Origin of the sequence: Flavobacterium sp. ALJ2, from assembly GCF_015594725.1 — a bacterium.
Classification (GTDB): Bacteria; Bacteroidota; Bacteroidia; order Flavobacteriales; family Flavobacteriaceae; genus Flavobacterium.
In genome coordinates, this window is record NZ_JADNRC010000009.1 from 123,062 (window position 1) to 139,225 (window position 16,164).

At 31.6% G+C, this 16,164-nt stretch carries 13 protein-coding genes; 6 read left to right on the forward strand and 7 right to left on the reverse strand.

Features of this window, described 5'->3' with window-relative positions; translation table 11 throughout:
- The first annotated feature begins 7 nt into the window (after positions 1 to 7).
- On the forward strand, positions 8 to 1,243 hold the full coding sequence (gene rodA / locus IUY40_RS12050; RefSeq protein ID WP_195737117.1) for a rod shape-determining protein RodA: 1,236 nt from the start codon (positions 8 to 10) through the stop codon (positions 1,241 to 1,243).
- A 16-nt stretch (positions 1,244 to 1,259) separates the two neighbouring features.
- Here the strand turns inward: rodA and IUY40_RS12055 are convergent, their stop codons facing one another.
- Both IUY40_RS12055 and IUY40_RS12060 read right to left on the reverse strand, forming a co-directional pair.
- Positions 1,260 to 2,075: a DNA/RNA non-specific endonuclease gene (locus IUY40_RS12055; RefSeq protein WP_195737204.1), complete on the reverse strand. Its 816-nt coding sequence runs from the start codon at positions 2,073 to 2,075 to the stop codon at positions 1,260 to 1,262.
- Between the two features lie 171 nt (positions 2,076 to 2,246).
- Positions 2,247 to 4,436: a carboxy terminal-processing peptidase gene (locus IUY40_RS12060; RefSeq protein ID WP_195737118.1), complete on the reverse strand. Its 2,190-nt coding sequence runs from the start codon at positions 4,434 to 4,436 to the stop codon at positions 2,247 to 2,249.
- Positions 4,437 to 4,648: 212 nt separating this feature from the next.
- Here IUY40_RS12060 and surE point away from each other — a divergent pair, with 212 nt between their 5' ends.
- The 5 genes from surE to IUY40_RS12085 all read left to right on the forward strand — a co-directional run bounded on the left by surE (position 4,649) and on the right by IUY40_RS12085 (position 9,833).
- A complete protein-coding gene (surE, locus tag IUY40_RS12065; RefSeq protein WP_195737119.1) occupies positions 4,649 to 5,428 on the forward strand; it encodes a 5'/3'-nucleotidase SurE in 780 nt (259 codons plus the stop codon).
- A complete protein-coding gene (locus tag IUY40_RS12070) occupies positions 5,421 to 5,714 on the forward strand; it encodes a hypothetical protein (RefSeq protein WP_195737120.1) in 294 nt (97 codons plus the stop codon). The genes surE and IUY40_RS12070 overlap by 8 nt, the downstream gene beginning before the upstream one ends.
- Before the next feature lie 80 nt (positions 5,715 to 5,794).
- Entirely contained in the window at positions 5,795 to 6,910 is a 1,116-nt protein-coding gene (gene lpxB, locus IUY40_RS12075; RefSeq protein WP_195737121.1) for a lipid-A-disaccharide synthase, read from the forward strand.
- Between the two features lie 25 nt (positions 6,911 to 6,935).
- Positions 6,936 to 7,418: a C40 family peptidase gene (locus IUY40_RS12080; protein WP_195737122.1), complete on the forward strand. Its 483-nt coding sequence runs from the start codon at positions 6,936 to 6,938 to the stop codon at positions 7,416 to 7,418.
- 387 nt (positions 7,419 to 7,805) lie between these two features.
- Positions 7,806 to 9,833, forward strand: coding sequence for a ComEC/Rec2 family competence protein (locus IUY40_RS12085; protein ID WP_195737123.1), 2,028 nt, complete (start codon positions 7,806 to 7,808; stop codon positions 9,831 to 9,833).
- A 164-nt stretch (positions 9,834 to 9,997) separates the two neighbouring features.
- Here IUY40_RS12085 and IUY40_RS12090 read toward each other — a convergent pair whose 3' ends face one another.
- The 5 genes from IUY40_RS12090 to IUY40_RS12110 all read right to left on the reverse strand — a co-directional run bounded on the left by IUY40_RS12090 (position 9,998) and on the right by IUY40_RS12110 (position 16,154).
- On the reverse strand, positions 9,998 to 10,453 hold the full coding sequence (locus IUY40_RS12090; RefSeq protein ID WP_195737124.1) for a thioredoxin family protein: 456 nt from the start codon (positions 10,451 to 10,453) through the stop codon (positions 9,998 to 10,000).
- Between the two features lie 250 nt (positions 10,454 to 10,703).
- Positions 10,704 to 11,171, reverse strand: coding sequence for a thioredoxin family protein (locus tag IUY40_RS12095; RefSeq protein ID WP_195737125.1), 468 nt, complete (start codon positions 11,169 to 11,171; stop codon positions 10,704 to 10,706).
- 57 nt (positions 11,172 to 11,228) lie between these two features.
- The gene (locus IUY40_RS12100; protein WP_195737126.1) at positions 11,229 to 12,713 is read right to left on the reverse strand and encodes a peptide MFS transporter; all 1,485 of its coding nucleotides are present in this window, start codon (positions 12,711 to 12,713) and stop codon (positions 11,229 to 11,231) included.
- A gap of 13 nt (positions 12,714 to 12,726) precedes the next feature.
- Positions 12,727 to 14,385 (reverse strand): peptide MFS transporter, encoded by a 1,659-nt coding sequence (locus IUY40_RS12105; protein ID WP_195737127.1) that lies wholly within the window; start codon positions 14,383 to 14,385, stop codon positions 12,727 to 12,729.
- Between the two features lie 77 nt (positions 14,386 to 14,462).
- Positions 14,463 to 16,154, reverse strand: a complete 1,692-nt coding sequence (locus IUY40_RS12110; protein WP_195737128.1) for a peptide MFS transporter — start codon at positions 16,152 to 16,154, stop codon at positions 14,463 to 14,465.
- Between the last annotated feature and the right edge of the window lie 10 nt (positions 16,155 to 16,164).

Here is a 16,164-nt window from a genome sequence, read left to right on the forward strand (position 1 = left end):
ATTTCAAATGAAAAATCAAAGTGTAAAAAGTAATATTGACTGGATAAGTGTAATCATCTATATCGCATTAGTGGTAATGGGATGGTTAAACATATACTCTTCTTCCCTATCCTCTACAGATGGTACTTATGAGAAACAGTTAATTTTTATTTTACTAACGATTCCTTTAATTTTCATCGTTCTATTTGTCGATGGTAAATTCTATGAAAAATATGCCAGTATCATTTTTGGCGTTGCTTTATTATCACTCGTTGGATTATTCTTTTTCGGAAAAACTATCGCAGGACAACGTTGTTGGTATGCAATTGGAAGTTTTACATTACAACCTTCAGAGTTTACAAAATCGGCTACCGCATTAGCTTTAGCAAAATACCTAAGTGATACACAAGTAAGTCTTAAAGATGTAAATAGACAAGTACAGGCGCTTGCAATTGTATTTTTGCCTGTATTGTTAATTCTTCCACAACCAGACCCTGGAAGTGCCCTAATATACTGTATCTTTTTACTTGTTTTGTATCGTGAAGGACTCCCTTCTTGGTATATATGGACTGGCTTTATTGCAATAACACTATTTGTATTAACACTCGTTCTGGAACCAGAATACGTAATACTCATATCGCTATTGATACTAATAATTATGCATTTTAAAGGTAGAACTGTTGATAGAAATCTAATTCTAAGTACTATTTTATTAGCCATTATATCTGGATTCGTACTATCTGTAGATTATGTTTTTGACAACGTTTTTAAACAACATCACCGAGATCGCTTTAATATTTTACTAGGAAAAACAGTCGATATGAAAGGGATTGGATATAACACCAATCAATCTGAAATTGCTATTGGATCTGGTGGTTGGATAGGAAAAGGTTTTCTGGAAGGCACTCAAACTAAAGGAGGCTTTGTACCTGAGCAACATACCGATTATATCTTTACCACTGTAGGCGAAGAATGGGGATTTGCAGGTTCTGTTGTCGTTATTGGATTATTTGTTGGGCTATTCTTAAGGGTTATTTATTTAGCCGAAAGGCAAAAAACAAAGTTTAGCCGCGTATATGGATATTGTGTTGCTAGTATTTTGTTTATCCACTTTTTTGTGAATATTGCTATGGTAATTGGTATTTTCCCTACTATTGGAGTCCCTCTTCCTTTCTTCTCCTATGGAGGTTCTGGCTTATGGGGATTCACTATTTTGCTCTTTATTTTCCTGAAAATGGATGCTAATAAAGTAAATGAGTGGTAGTTTTAATCTCGCTAAACTAAAAAAACCAAGATTTATAATTTGTATTTTTCTCTAACTCCTCTTCGATTTTATCATCTAAATGAGGAAAGAAATCTATGCCTGTAAGTTTTTCGATACTATCTACTGAAACTACAAAGTCATACAAAGGTCTTTCACTTTTTTCATTCGGAATCAAAAAAGCAATCATTTTAAATTCTCCATTAGTCTCATCTAAGACTACTTTATAAAAATATTTAGGCACTAGCACTTTTTCTTTTCCAATAGTAACACTAGCATCCGTAAGTACTCCACCAGTTACAACATAAATCCCATCATACTCTACAGCCCAATAGCGTACTTTCTGCTCTAATCTATTCCAGATTCCATCATTAAATTCATGCACTTGGGGTGAAATATTCGAAGTCAAAAAAGTATCTTCATATGCTTTTTTATCAAACTCCATATCTCCAGCCGGGCAAAGATGTCCTTTATCATAGCCAGATTGTTTGTAATTTCGCCAATCTGCAGAACCAGTAGTTACTTTTGGGTCCTCATTAAAGTAAGGTCTCTTAAAATCATTATTCTTGATATAATTCTTCTTTAACTCATATGCTACCCATTCTGCCTGTTCAAACTTTTCATTATAAGAAAGTGTATAATAATCGTGTTTTACGATTTGATTAGTTGTAGAGGTAGGCAAGTAATCAAACTCAATATTATCATCTTCATACAAGGCTACTTGCCCCTTTAAACTATCTTTTGTATTAGAATCAGAACTATTACTAAAATCTCTTTTACAAGAAAAGAGAAACATAACAATAAAAATTACCAATAATCCTCTCTTTACAATCATCATAAAATTATTATTTTAAATCTAAATACTTTTACATTAAAATTAATTTCCTTGAAAACACATATTCAAAGTTAACTAAAAAGATACCAATAAAAAATGCTCCAAGAATCATCATGATTTTTGGAGCATTTAAATTATTGTTTAAAAAGTTTTACCTTTTTTTCTGACCTCTTATAATTTAGAAGCTAATTTATCTTTTTTTGATCTGGCAGGTACCGAATTTTGCCTAGCTGTACTTTGTGACTGCAAATCATCTAATACATTTAAAGCCTCTTCAACATATATGTCTTTAGATAATGCCTGATGCCAGCTTTCTCTTTTTTCTTTTAAAGAAGGATCTTTTACCATTTCTGCTATTTCATGCGGCAAAGATGTAAATTCTAGGTTATTTTTATAATCCGTAATTGGCTTATATTTTTTTACCTCAACTTCAACCTCAGTTTGAGCTTTTTTAAAATCAACAATATTTAAACTATAGCTATTCTCTTTACTCTTAGTATCAATCCATTTTGCATTATCCTCTATCAATTTAAACTGAGGGTTTTGAGCAATTCGAGCTTTACTATTTGCAATAGCTTGATTAAAATTTGAATTATTATTCCAAGTACTATACTCAGCTGGATCTATTTTATCCCATGGCATTGCATTATCAATGTCACGTTCACCCATCTTTAAATATGCATAACGATCTGGCGTAACAATATCGCTACGTACACCTTCTAATTGAGTAGATCCTCCATTGATTCTATAAAACTTTTGAGTTGTAATTTTTAAAGCCCCAAAGTCTCCTAAATCACTACTACGAACAAATTGATTTAGATCGATAACGTTTTGAACGGTACCTTTTCCATAAGTTTGCTTGCTACCAATTATGACACCTCTTTTATAATCTTGAATCGCAGCGGCAAGAATTTCTGAAGCCGAAGCTGAGAAACCATTTACCATGATTACTAAAGGACCATCCCATTCTATTTTTTTATCACGATCATAAAGAACTTCTTTTTTTCTTCCTGCAGATTTAATCTGTACAATTGGCCCTTGTTCTATAAATAATCCTGCAATATCAACCACTGTCGATAGAGAACCTCCCCCATCATCACGAACATCCAGGATAATACCGTTTACATTCTCTTTCTTAAGTCTTTCAACTTCTAGAGCAATATCTTTCCCCGCATCTCTACCGTCTTTGTTTTCAAAATCAATATAAAATTTAGGCAAATATATTACCCCATATTTCAATCCATTTTTATCTACAATACTAGACTTTGCATACGTTTCTTCTATCTCTACAATATCTCTAATAATAGAAATCACTTTAATTGTTCCATCAACTTTTTTAACTGTAAGACGAACTTCTGTTCCTTTACGCCCTTTGATTTTCTTAACAACATCATCAAGACGCATACCAACAACATCTACAGGCTCATCGCTTCCTTGTCCTACTTTAATAATTAAATCCCCTGCTTCTAATTCTTTACCTCTCCAAGCTGGCCCTCCTGAAATGAGTTCTGAAATTTCTGTAAAGTCATTTTTCTTTTGTAGTTTGGCTCCAATACCTTCAAGTTTACCACTGATATTAACATCAAAACGTTCTTTTTCTTCTGGTGCGAAATAACTTGTATGTGGATCAAAACGAGCCATGATAGAGTTTACATAAACCGAAAACCAATCGCGTCTTTGCAAATCTTTAATAAAGCCAAAGTGTTCATCTAACGATTTTAATGAATTATCTCTCGTCTCTTTCTCTAAAACTTCAAAAGTTTTTTCTTTATAAGCAGGATCTTTTTCTTTCTTTTCAGTTTCAATATTCTCTTTGGTAACTAGAGAAGATAATGTAGACAGCTTAATTTGCTTTCTCCATTTCTCATCCATTTCCTCAGAAGTTTTTGCATAAGGCGAATTTTCATAATCTGTACTAAAAGTCTCGTCTATTTTATAATTGAATGGATGAGCCAAAATGATTTTATATCTCTTTTTACCTTCTTCCATTCTTTTCATTAAACGAGCATAAGTAAGATTGAAAAACGTCAAATCTTTATTTACAAATTGATCATCTAATTGCAGTTCGTACTTTGAAAATTCATCAATATCCGATTGCAAGAAAAATCTTTTAGATGGATCTAATGCTCCAATATAATCTTTATAAACCCCTTTTGAGAATTCATCATTCAATGCTGGTGGTCCATAATGTCCTTTCTCAATTACAAAAGCAAGCAATTCCAAAAGCAACTTATCTTTATTCGGATCTGGGTCAATTCCTTTATCGCTATTAATTTTAAATGCAAACAGTGTAGCAGATAAACAAATAACGGCTAGGATAATTTTATAATTTCGTTTCATAAATTTAATAATAGCATTCATCAATTTTTTAATCTAATTTACGGTAAAAACTATGCCAACAAAATATGGCCCGCACAATTTTTTGTTAAAGATATAAATATAGTTTTTCTTTCAATTGAATAAAAGGTTCAAGTTCGTAAATTTAAGACATTTTGTTACTAATTTAAGAAATTCAGTCACTACATTTGCTAATAAAAACCTTACATCCGTATTTTCCATTATATTTTAAAAAAATGAATTCAAAAAAACCTTTGATCTTAGTAACTAATGACGATGGTGTTTCGGCACCTGGAATTAGAGCTTTAATTAGTGTAATGTCACAAATTGGTGAAGTAGTCGTTGTCGCACCAGACAAACCTCAGAGTGCAATGGGCCATGCCATTACCATAAACAGTACTTTATACCTTAACAAATTATCCAAAGATGGCGATTCGATAACAGAATATAGTTGTTCTGGAACTCCAGTTGACTGTGTAAAACTAGCTGTAAATGAGATTTTAAAACGCAAACCCGACTTATGTGTTTCGGGAGTAAACCATGGGTCAAATTCTTCTATAAATGTAATTTACTCAGGAACTATGAGTGCTGCTGTCGAGGCTGGCATTGAAGGGATTCCTGCAATAGGTTTCTCTTTATTAGATTATGATTGGAATGCTGATTTTGAGAGTATAAAATCTTTCATCAAAAAAATAACTCTTGAAACACTAGAAAATAAACTCCCTGAAGGTGTTGTTCTAAATGTGAACTTTCCGAAATTAAAAGAAAAAGAAATCAAGGGAATTAAAATCTGTCGACAGGCGAAAGCACAATGGATTGAGAAATTTGACAAAAGAAAAACACCATCTGGAAAAGATTACTATTGGCTTTCTGGAGAATTTGTGAACCAAGACAAAGGAGAAGACACTGATGAATGGGCTCTTGAAAACGGATATGTGTCTGTAGTACCCGTGCAATTTGACTTAACAGCACACCATACCATGCAACAACTTAATAACTGGAAGTGGAATGAATAATGTAAAAAACAGAAAAGATTTACTCATAGGTTTTGTTATTGGGTTGATGGCTTCAGCATTAGGTAGTTTTCTATTTCTTGCTTTATTTACTGATATTGATGTTTTAAACGGAATGGAAAGTATCCGAATTATAAAAAACTACGGATATCTTAGTAAAGTTATTACTCTTGGCTCAATTTTATCCTTAGTAGCATTTGGTGTATTTTTAAAGCAAAACAAAGAATTTAGGGCAAGAGGTGTTGTTTTGGCTGTTATTACATTAGCTCTTCTCACTTTATTAATTTAATTTATCTTTGCAATTGTAACGAAGTTCTCGTTCTTTATTTAGCAACAACTTAAATAACCTCCATTCTCAAAAACAAAAACATGAAATACTACATTATTGCTGGAGAAGCCTCAGGCGATTTACATGGTTCAAATTTGATGAAAGCCTTATATAAAGAAGATCCTAATGCAGAAATTCGTTTTTGGGGAGGAGATTTAATGCAAAAAACTGGCGGAACATTAGTAAAACATTACCGTGAACTTGCTTTTATGGGTTTTATTGAAGTTATCTTTAATTTAAAAACGATACTTAGTAATATTTCTTTTTGCAAAAAAGACATCTCACAATTTAAACCTGATGTTCTTATTTTTATAGATTATCCTGGTTTTAATATGCGCATTGCTAAATGGGCTAAAGCACTGAATTATAAAACTCATTATTATATTTCGCCACAAATCTGGGCTTGGAAAGAAAACCGTATTACAAGTATAAAACACGATATCGATAAGATGTTTGTAATCTTACCTTTCGAAAAAAGTTTTTACGAAGACAAGCACAATTTCCCTGTAGAATTTGTTGGTCATCCACTAATTGATGCCATTCACAACCAACCACCATTTGATGAAGTAACTTTCAGAAAAGAAAACAACTTAAGCGAAAAGCCTATTATTGCGATTTTGCCTGGAAGTCGTAAACAAGAAATTACAAAAATGCTTTCGGTAATGCTTAGTATTGTAAATGATTTTAAAGAGTATCAATTTGTTATTGCTGGTGCCCCTAGCCAGGATTATTCTTTTTATCAACATTTCGTAACCAATGATAATATAAAATTTGTTTCAAACAAAACATATGCTTTACTGCAATCCTCAACTGCTGCTTTAGTTACTTCCGGAACAGCAACACTAGAAACTGCACTTTTTAAAGTACCTGAAGTAGTTTGCTATAAAGGGAGTTGGGCCTCTTACCAAATAGCAAAACGCATTATTACTCTTAAATATATTTCGTTAGTAAATTTAATTATGGATAAAGAAGTAGTTACTGAACTTATCCAAGATGATTGCTCTCCTAAACGAATTAAAGAAGAATTGGCAAAATTATTAGAACCTAATTATCGTAAAGCTCTCTTACATAACTATGATATATTGGAAGAAAAGCTTGGTGGAATTGGTGCCAGTGAAAAAACAGCAAAACTAATCGTAGCCGATTTAGAAAAATAATTCATCAGCTTAAAAAAACATTGTCTTGAAAAACATATTATCAATACTAGCCTTATTACTATTATTAGCATCTTGTAAGTCAACATCTTCGGTAACAAACCATAAAAAAGAAGACAATTCAAAAACAATCGTAAAAGATTTGATTTATACTGCTTCTGAAAATATTGGTGTGCGTTATAAGGCTGGCGGAACTACTAATAAAGGCTATGACTGTTCTGGATTGGTATTTACTACATTCAACTCTGAAAATATTAAATTACCAAGAACCTCATTGGAACAATCAAAAATTGGAGAAGTCATCAACCGGAATAAAGCCAAGAAAGGCGATTTGATATTTTTTAAAACGAACAGAAGTTCTCAGATAAACCATGTTGGATTAATTGTAGAAATAAGTGATGAAGAGATTAAATTCATACATTCCTCCACATCAAAAGGAGTAATAATCTCTTCAACTAAAGAACCTTACTATCGTGACTCCTATGCACAGGTTAATCGCATTATTGAATAATTTCTAATTCCTTTTTTATTTATAAAACTTTATCAAAGTTCAAACTTTGACAAAAGTAGCCACTCATTAAATTTATATATTTTTCCTAAATACAAACCAACCAGTTTTTTTAACCTGTTGGATTTTCTTTACGCGACACCTTGTCAAAGTTTTAAAAAAATTAATTCTTATATTTTTTTTTAAATTCTATCTTATTTAATTCATAAGTCACCATTTAGACCATGTGAAATCAATCGTGATAATGCATTGCTCTCCAACTGCTGAAACTATTGGCAATGTTTAAATATTACCCATTAATTTGATTTACATTATTTTGAATTTCTTCAAATCAGAAGGGAAATCAAAAAAAAAGGTTATTTTCTTACAAAAAAATCGTACTTTAGTTATATGAAAGTACTGGAATTCCCTTTGACAAGAATAACAATTGGTTTTATGATAGGCATCTTACTTGCTTATTATCTAAACCTCTCAATAACTTACACCTTTACATCTCTTGTTGCTTCCATACTACTATTCTGTAGTTGCTATTATTATGCGATAAATAAAACGAAGAGAATTACTTACTTTGGGATGGCCACTTACTTATTGTCATGTTGTATAGGCATCACAACTCAATCTCTACATACCGAATCGTTTCAAAAAAGCAATTATACTAACTTCGAAAACATCTATGACAAACCCCACTTAATAGATTTTATAATTAGTGAAAAATTAAAAAGCAACAACTACAGCGACAGATACATTGCTACTATAAATCAGATTGATCAAAAACATGCTTCAGGCAAAGTGGCCCTAAGCATAAAAAAAGACAGTACTGAATTAAATCTCAAAATAGGAAATTGTATTCGTGTTAAGGGAGAATTATCAAAAAATAGCTCTCCAAAAAATCCTGATCAATTTGACTACGGTAAATATTTGAACAACAAAAATATTTATGCTCAATTATATATTAAAAAAAATGAAATAACAATTAGCTCCACAATTGAGAAAAGCATTTGGCATTATGCCGCACGAATACGAACAAAAATTATTCAGAATCTTGAAAAAAATGGCTTTAATAAAACTGAAATGAATGTAGCTCTTGCTCTAATTCTGGGTCAGCAACAAGATATATCGCCTGAAATAATCAAAGATTATCAATATGCAGGAGTAACTCATATTTTGTCTGTTTCAGGGCTCCATGTGGGCTATATATTGATTTTTATTACTTATACCCTAAAGCCTATTCCTAATACTAAAAGAGGCTCTTTAATAAAGCTCATTACAATAATAGTATCTTTATTTGCTTTTGCAGTAATTTCAGGGTTTTCTCCCTCAGTATTACGATCTGTAGTAATGTTTTCGTTTGTAGCAATAGGAATTCATTTAAGAAGAAGTACAAATATCTATCATACCCTATTAGTTTCAATATTGTTTTTACTTCTATTTGAACCTGCTTTTATATTCGATGTAGGATTTCAGTTAAGTTATTTAGCTTTATATTTTATCATTTGGTTTCAGCCAATATTAAAAAAATTATGGCACCCAAAACATAAATTTACAATTGCAATATGGAATGCATTAACAGTATCCTTTGCAGCACAAATTGGTACTTTACCAATATGCCTATATTACTTTCATCAATTTCCAGGACTGTTTTTTGTTGCCAATATAGTAATCATACCATTTTTAAGCGTTATTATGATTTTAGGTATTATAGTAATGATTTTGGCAGCATTTGATAGTACACCTCTACTTCTTGTTCAACTTCTAGAAAAAAGCATTTTCTATTTGAATAAAATAATAAACATTATTGCTTCATTCGAAAGTTTCATCATAAGAGACATCTCCTTTAACACTTTCTTGCTAATCTCCTCCTATCTATTAATAATATCAGGAATTATTTGGCTTAAAAAGCCAACTTTTACCAAGCTATCAATAACTCTTGGTTCAATAATACTACTACAAATTACATTTATTCTGAATAGAAAAGATACTGAAACCCAAAATGAATGGATCGTATACAATGTAACAAAGCATTCTCAAATTACTGAAAGAACAGGTAACTCTGTTACATTATTCACAACGGATACCACTTCTAACAACAATTACTCATTAACTTCTTATTTGGTTGGAAATTTTGGAAATTTAAAAAGGAAAGAAAGACTACAAAATATCGCTTATTTTAATGGTTATAAAATCTTAATTATAGATAGCACCGGAATATATCCTGAAAAAATAAATCCCGATATTGTAATGATTACGCAATCACCTAAAATAAATTTCGAAAGACTACTAAAAACTACACATCCAAAAATGGTTATTGCTGATGGCACTAACTACAAATCAGTACAACAATATTGGAAAGAGACCTGTATAAACGAAAAAATCCCTTTTCATTTTACTAATGAAAAAGGATTCTATAAATTGAATTAATAAAGCTAAATCATAATTTCTAATTAAAAAAAAGAATTCACAAACTTTATATATAAACTACTAAGTACTTAGTTTACACACATAAAAACATGAACTTACACAACTTAAATCGTTAATTTTTTTTAATGTATTTACAAAACAATCATTGCTTTTCTAAACAAAACTTAAAAGTCACTTGGATGCAAAAGTGCATTTGACTCAATAATCCAAGCCTTTACTCCTCCTGATTTGTAAGTCATTTTACCCAATGCCTGAAAAGTAGTTTTACTTTTTCTAACTATAGCATTTGCATAGCATATTTCTGGTAAATCTTGAACTCCAAAAGCATTTTTAAGCTTAATGTTCTGCTCTTTATCAGCATCCGAAGCTTGACTATCAGACAAGTCTAGTTTTACCAAAATAACGTTATCTCTTGACCAAAGCGCAAACTCTAAAGTTTTGATTATTTCACTTTGCAGGTTATCCGCTAAATTATTTGCTGTAAACAAAATTAACATTGGTTTTTTTAATTTATTACTTGCTTCAATACCATCAGTAATATTAGTTTTCCAAACTAAATTTTGCGATTGAACAGTAAAAATTCCTAAAAAAAATAGGGAGAGAAGTAGTTTTTTCATCATAATAAATTGGGGGTTGGTTAATTAAAACAAACGAAATTAACATTTAATTCCAATTATTCAAATTATTTTATAACTAAAAATATATTTTACGCTTCATTACAAACAATACCCTATTAATATTATAATAAAAACAACTTTTAAAGTCAAAACAGGAAATAGAATTACCGTGATAAACAACAAAAAGCTCTTTCCGTATCAAACGAAAAGAGCTTCTTTTATTCTTTAAGAGCTACTTAAGCTAGTACATTACTTACTTTTTGACTGGATTAACAATCCCGTCTGCTACTGCAAGCCAAGCTGATGCCCCACCTGCTACATAACCTGTAGTACCAAGTCCCTGAAAATTAACTTTCCCATCCTTGCTCTCAGCTTTAGTAAAATAAACTGTTGGAAATCCCTGAATTCCAAAAACTTGCTGCAACTCATTGTTTTGAGCTTTAACTTCAGGAGTTTGTGCAGTTCTTCTTGGAAAATCTAACTCCACCAAAATAACATTATCTTTTGCCCATTTGTTAAACTCTGCAGTTTTTAGAACTTCGCTTTGCAAACGAATACACCAACCACACCAATCGCTTCCTGTAAAAAACAATAACATCGGTTTTTTCTCCTTATTACTAACCGCTATAGCCTCTTTTACATCTGTATACCATTTTAGTTCTTGCGCCTGAACAGCAAACGAACCTAATACTAAAAACAATGCAATAAATATATTTTTCATTTTGATTCTTATTTTTATTTTCCAAATTTAAGGAAAAAATAAACTAGAAAATATTTTCTATTTTACTTCTTGCATTAATTTCTTAATCAATGGTGTACTTACTATTAAAATAATACCTGCTATAAGCGAATAAATTGCCAAATGGTAGTATCCGTCTGTATAAGCGATCAACTTAGACATAAGTGTAGTTCCTGTATTCGAATTCGACATTTCTGAACCCAATTTCCCTGCTGCAAATTGTCCAAAAGCACTCGATAAAAACCATAATCCCATCATCATTCCAAAAAGTCTTTTAGGAGACAATTTAGTAATAACAGACATTCCGATTGGTCCAATACATAATTCTCCAAGGGTATATACTAAATACCCTAAAGCAAATACATTAAGCGAACTCAATCCATTTACATCAACAAAGAAACGAGCGCTATAAAAGATAAAGAATCCTGCTGCGAGAAGAATAAATGAGAATCCGAATTTCACAACCGTATTTGGCTCAATTTTCCTTTTATAAAGGAATATCCATAATAATCCGATTAGAGGACTAAAAATAATTACGTATAAAGAGTTTATACTATTGTTTACCACATTAGGATCTATATTAAAGAACAATAACTGACTAGATAAGTTATCTTTTGCAAACAATGACAACGACCCACCAGATTGCTCAGAAATAGCCATAAACATAAAATACCCGAAGATGAAGACAAATGCCGCCAATAACTTATATTGTTGCTTACGATCTTTAATTCGCAACAATTCATACAAGAAATACAAAAGCGCAACGGCACCAATAGTGTACATGAAATATTCTGTAAAATCAGAATTTATCACCATGATATAAATAAGCGGAATTGCCAATAAAGATCCAACATAAACTCCAATCTCATACATATTTCGTTTTTTTGGAGTATGCTTTTCTAACGGTGAGTTACCAATAGGCGCTAAATGTTTCTTTGTTAAAAGAAACGTAATCACACCAATAATCATAACTATCGCAGCAGAAAGAAAACACAAGCTCCAAGAGTAATTCTTCCCTAAATAAATAGGAATAGCACCACCTAACATTCCACCGATGTTAATACCTGCATAAAACATCCCGTATCCTGCATCTCTACGTCCATCATTTTCATGATATAATTCTCCAACCATAGAAGAAACGTTTGGCTTAAAAAAACCAGTTCCAATAATAGACAGCGTAATACCGTAATAGAAAAAATCATGAGGAGAAGCTGCTATAATTAGGTTTCCTATAATCATAACGATTCCACCAAAAAGCAAAGATTTTTTAAATCCTAAAATTTTATCGGCAAAAATACCTCCAATAAAAGTAAAAGCATACACAAATGCCTGTATGGCTCCATATTGCAAATTTGCTTTTCCTTCTAATAATCCTAATTGGTCAACCATGAAGAATGCCAAAACACCTCTCATTCCGTAAAAGCAAAAACGCTCCCACATTTCGACTAAAAACAAATACCATAATTGCTTTGGGTACTTGCCTTTAAAATTTTGTATTTCGTCTAAAGTAATACTCTGTTCCATTTATTTATAATAATTAATTGATCCCGTGATCTTTCATCACTTTGTTTAAGTTTTTTACCAAAGCAAACATTAATACTGTTGCAAACATCAATAAACCAAAGTTCACCCAAAAAAAGTTTATTTTATCATCATATTGATCCCACATACTAGCCAAAACACCACTTAATTTGTTTCCGATTGACGTTGACAAAAACCAACCTCCCATCATTAATGCTGTAATATTTTTTGGAGATAATTTAGATACAATTGACAATCCCATGGGACTCAAAAACAACTCTCCAATAGTTATAATTCCATAATTAGCAACCAACCACCAAACAGAAACTTTTTCGGCTCCATTACCTCCTATATGAACTGCTGCAATCATTACTAAAACAGATAATGCTGAAATCAGTAATCCAAATGCAATTTTGGTTGGTGTACTTGGTTCTCTTTTTCTATTACGCAAAAAAGTAAAAAATGCCACAATCAAAGGTGTCAAAATAATTACCCAGCCAGGATTTATCGATTGACTTAAATTAGTCGCCCAGATAGAAACTGTTGCTCCTTCTGTTGGTTTTTTGTCCTCTGCAACATTTCTAAAATAAACTGGATAATCTACTGTTTTGACTACTTTTCCATTTTCTTTCTGAAGTCTAAAACTAGCATCATATAATTCTGTTGAGTCTTTCGTGAACTTAACCTCTTTAGCTAATTTTAAATTATTAAAAACAGTTTGTGTTGTTCCAGTAATTTCTCTGTCTGTATAACGATCTGCCCATGTAGTTAGTGCTGATCCGTTCAACTTAAAAACTGCCCAAAATAAAATAACCACGGCAAAAATAGAAAGCAATGCTCCTATTTGTCGTTTATCTTCTACTTTAGCTTTAAAATATAAACTTCCGTAAAAATAAATTACAGGAATGCATGCAAAAATAAATGCATCTGTACTGTCTGAACCAAAAATTGAACTATCTAAATTCATATCAGATTGTACTCCTTTTAGCAACCAACCTATAACTCCAAATACAATAGATGGAACAAGAATGTACAATACAATTTTTGAAAATGGCATGTCGCCTTCTTGAATTCCTTTTTTATCTGTTTTATTACCATAATGTTTTGTACCTAAAATAAAAACAATTACACCAATAAACATTCCTAATCCTGCGGCCATAAAAGCAAAATGCCATCCTAAAAGGATTTGTAAAGCTGCTCCAAAGAAATTACAAATGAAAGCTCCCACATTTATTCCCATATAGAAAATATTGTATCCTTCATCTTTCTTATCCTTATATTTATCTTCATCATAGAAATTTCCTAGAAGTGTAGAAATATTAGGTTTAAAAAAACCATTCCCTATAATAACCAGTGTCATCGCTACATATAGCATTGTTAAACTATGAATTCCCATCATAAAATAACCTACTCCCATCATTAATCCTCCAAGAATGATCGAATTTTTATATCCTAAATACCTATCTGCAACCAAACCACCAATAAAAGGAGTCAGAAACACAAGTGCTATAAAAGTTCCATACAAATCAGAAGCTTCTTTCTCGGTCATAGCAAACCCAGCCTCTACATCTTTTAGATATAGAGTAAAAATTCCAATCATTAAATAATAACCAAAACGTTCCCACATTTCAGATAAAAATAAAAAAGGCAATGCTTTTGGGTGATTTTTCCACATAATAAAATTGGTTCAAAATTAAAAAAATTACCTACCCAAATAAATCGGATAGGTAATAAGTATTAAGGTTTTAATTATTAACGAATGCCATGCATCATTTTCTTTAATAAAGGAGTTAACGCAAATAAAACAACTGCTGCAATCCCTGTTAAAATAACAAAGACCATGAAGAACTCAAAAAGATTATGAATTTCAAAACCAGCAAAAACCGGGTTTGTTGCACTTATTTGGTTTGCTTCTAGAATCTTTAATTGTTCTGGAGTAGCAACTACTGCTTTGTCTAAAATAGGTTGCAAGTCTATTCCTAAACCTTTTGCTTTTATAAATTTCTCACCTGTAGCAGGCATGATAGATCCTAATGTTCCTGATAAAGCATATCCTGCAGCATTAGACAAGAAAAACACTCCGAAAAGTAATGATGAAAAACGTTTTGGTGATAATTTCCCTACCAAAGACAATCCTATTGGTGACAAACATAACTCCGCAAAAGTTTGAATTAAATATAAAAGAATTAACCATTTTATAGCTAGAAGCCCACTGTTACCAAGGTCTTTTACATTGTAAGCTATTATAAAATAACTTAATGCAATCAATCCTAAACCTATCGCTTGTTTTACTGGAGATATTGGTTCTTTTCCTTTTTCTCTTAATTTATCCCATAATATACTAAAAGGTAAAGCGAAAGCAAAAACGAAGATACCATTAAAGACCTGAACCATTGAAGCAGGCATCTGCCATCCAAACATAAAAGTTCTATCTGTTTGGTTTGCAGCAATAAATGTCAATGATGATCCTGCTTGCTCAAAAGCTGCCCAGAAAAATATAATAAAAAATGCTACAATATAGATTACAAAAATTCTATCTCTCTCTATTTTTGTTAATGAGCTATCTGAAATAATCAATCCAGCCAATGTTAATCCACTAGCGTAAATGATTGGATAAATTAATGTTTTTATAAAGTTATCTCCATCTAAAAGGTAACGGAAAGCAAAAAACAAAATCACAAATGCTATAACTGCACCAACTAAAGCTTGTGTAGAGAAAACCGCTTTTTGAGCTTCTCCTTCTTCATAATCTGTCACATCATTCTTAGAAGGCAAACCTCCTAATGGCTTTCCTTCTGGAGTAACCACATATTTGTTTTTCAATACAAAGAAAACACCAGTTCCAATTAGCATAGCAATAGATGCTGCTAAAAACCCCCATTTAAAAGCATGTATATTCTGAACACCGTTTACTACTTCGTCACCTAAATAAGGACATATTGTTTGTCCTAAAAAAGCACCTAAATTGATTCCCATGTAGAAAATCGTAAAAGCTGTATCTAATTTTGTTTTTTCTTGTTTTGGATACAAGCTTCCCACCATGCTTGAAATATTTGGCTTAAAAAATCCATTTCCAAAAATAATAATTCCTAATGCAGACCACATTAAGATATTTGCTAAACTCATATTTGAACCAAAAACGCTCGCACTAACAAACAAGAAAAGCTGACCTATAGCCATCATCAATCCGCCTAGTAAAATACAATTTCTGTTCCCAAAAAAACGATCGGCAACAAATCCACCCAACATCGGTGTCAAATAACAAAGTCCCAAGAAGCCTCCATAAATCAATGCTGCATCTGATTCTTTCATCAATAACGAGTTTACCAAAAATAAGGTAAGAATTGCTCGCATTCCGTAAAAATTAAACCGCTCCCACATCTCTGTTCCAAACAATACCCAAAGTCCTTTTGGATGCGCGGTTTTCACTTTTGTTTCTTTCATATTATTTAAT

What these genes read in the sequence shown, in the direction of transcription:
- IUY40_RS12055 (WP_195737204.1), bottom strand. Translation starts at nt 2,075, where the DNA reads ATGATTGTAAAGAGAGGATTATTGGTAATTTTTATTGTTATGTTTCTC.
- IUY40_RS12095 (WP_195737125.1), bottom strand. Translation starts at nt 11,171, where the DNA reads ATGAAAAATATATTTATTGCATTGTTTTTAGTATTAGGTTCGTTTGCT.
- IUY40_RS12090 (WP_195737124.1), bottom strand. Translation starts at nt 10,453, where the DNA reads ATGATGAAAAAACTACTTCTCTCCCTATTTTTTTTAGGAATTTTTACT.
- lpxB (WP_195737121.1), top strand. Translation starts at nt 5,795, where the DNA reads ATGAAATACTACATTATTGCTGGAGAAGCCTCAGGCGATTTACATGGT.
- IUY40_RS12100 (WP_195737126.1), bottom strand. Translation starts at nt 12,713, where the DNA reads ATGGAACAGAGTATTACTTTAGACGAAATACAAAATTTTAAAGGCAAG.
- surE (WP_195737119.1), top strand. Translation starts at nt 4,649, where the DNA reads ATGAATTCAAAAAAACCTTTGATCTTAGTAACTAATGACGATGGTGTT.
- IUY40_RS12085 (WP_195737123.1), top strand. Translation starts at nt 7,806, where the DNA reads ATGAAAGTACTGGAATTCCCTTTGACAAGAATAACAATTGGTTTTATG.
- IUY40_RS12070 (WP_195737120.1), top strand. Translation starts at nt 5,421, where the DNA reads ATGAATAATGTAAAAAACAGAAAAGATTTACTCATAGGTTTTGTTATT.
- rodA (WP_195737117.1), top strand. Translation starts at nt 8, where the DNA reads ATGAAAAATCAAAGTGTAAAAAGTAATATTGACTGGATAAGTGTAATC.
- IUY40_RS12110 (WP_195737128.1), bottom strand. Translation starts at nt 16,154, where the DNA reads ATGAAAGAAACAAAAGTGAAAACCGCGCATCCAAAAGGACTTTGGGTA.
- IUY40_RS12105 (WP_195737127.1), bottom strand. Translation starts at nt 14,385, where the DNA reads ATGTGGAAAAATCACCCAAAAGCATTGCCTTTTTTATTTTTATCTGAA.
- IUY40_RS12060 (WP_195737118.1), bottom strand. Translation starts at nt 4,436, where the DNA reads ATGAATGCTATTATTAAATTTATGAAACGAAATTATAAAATTATCCTA.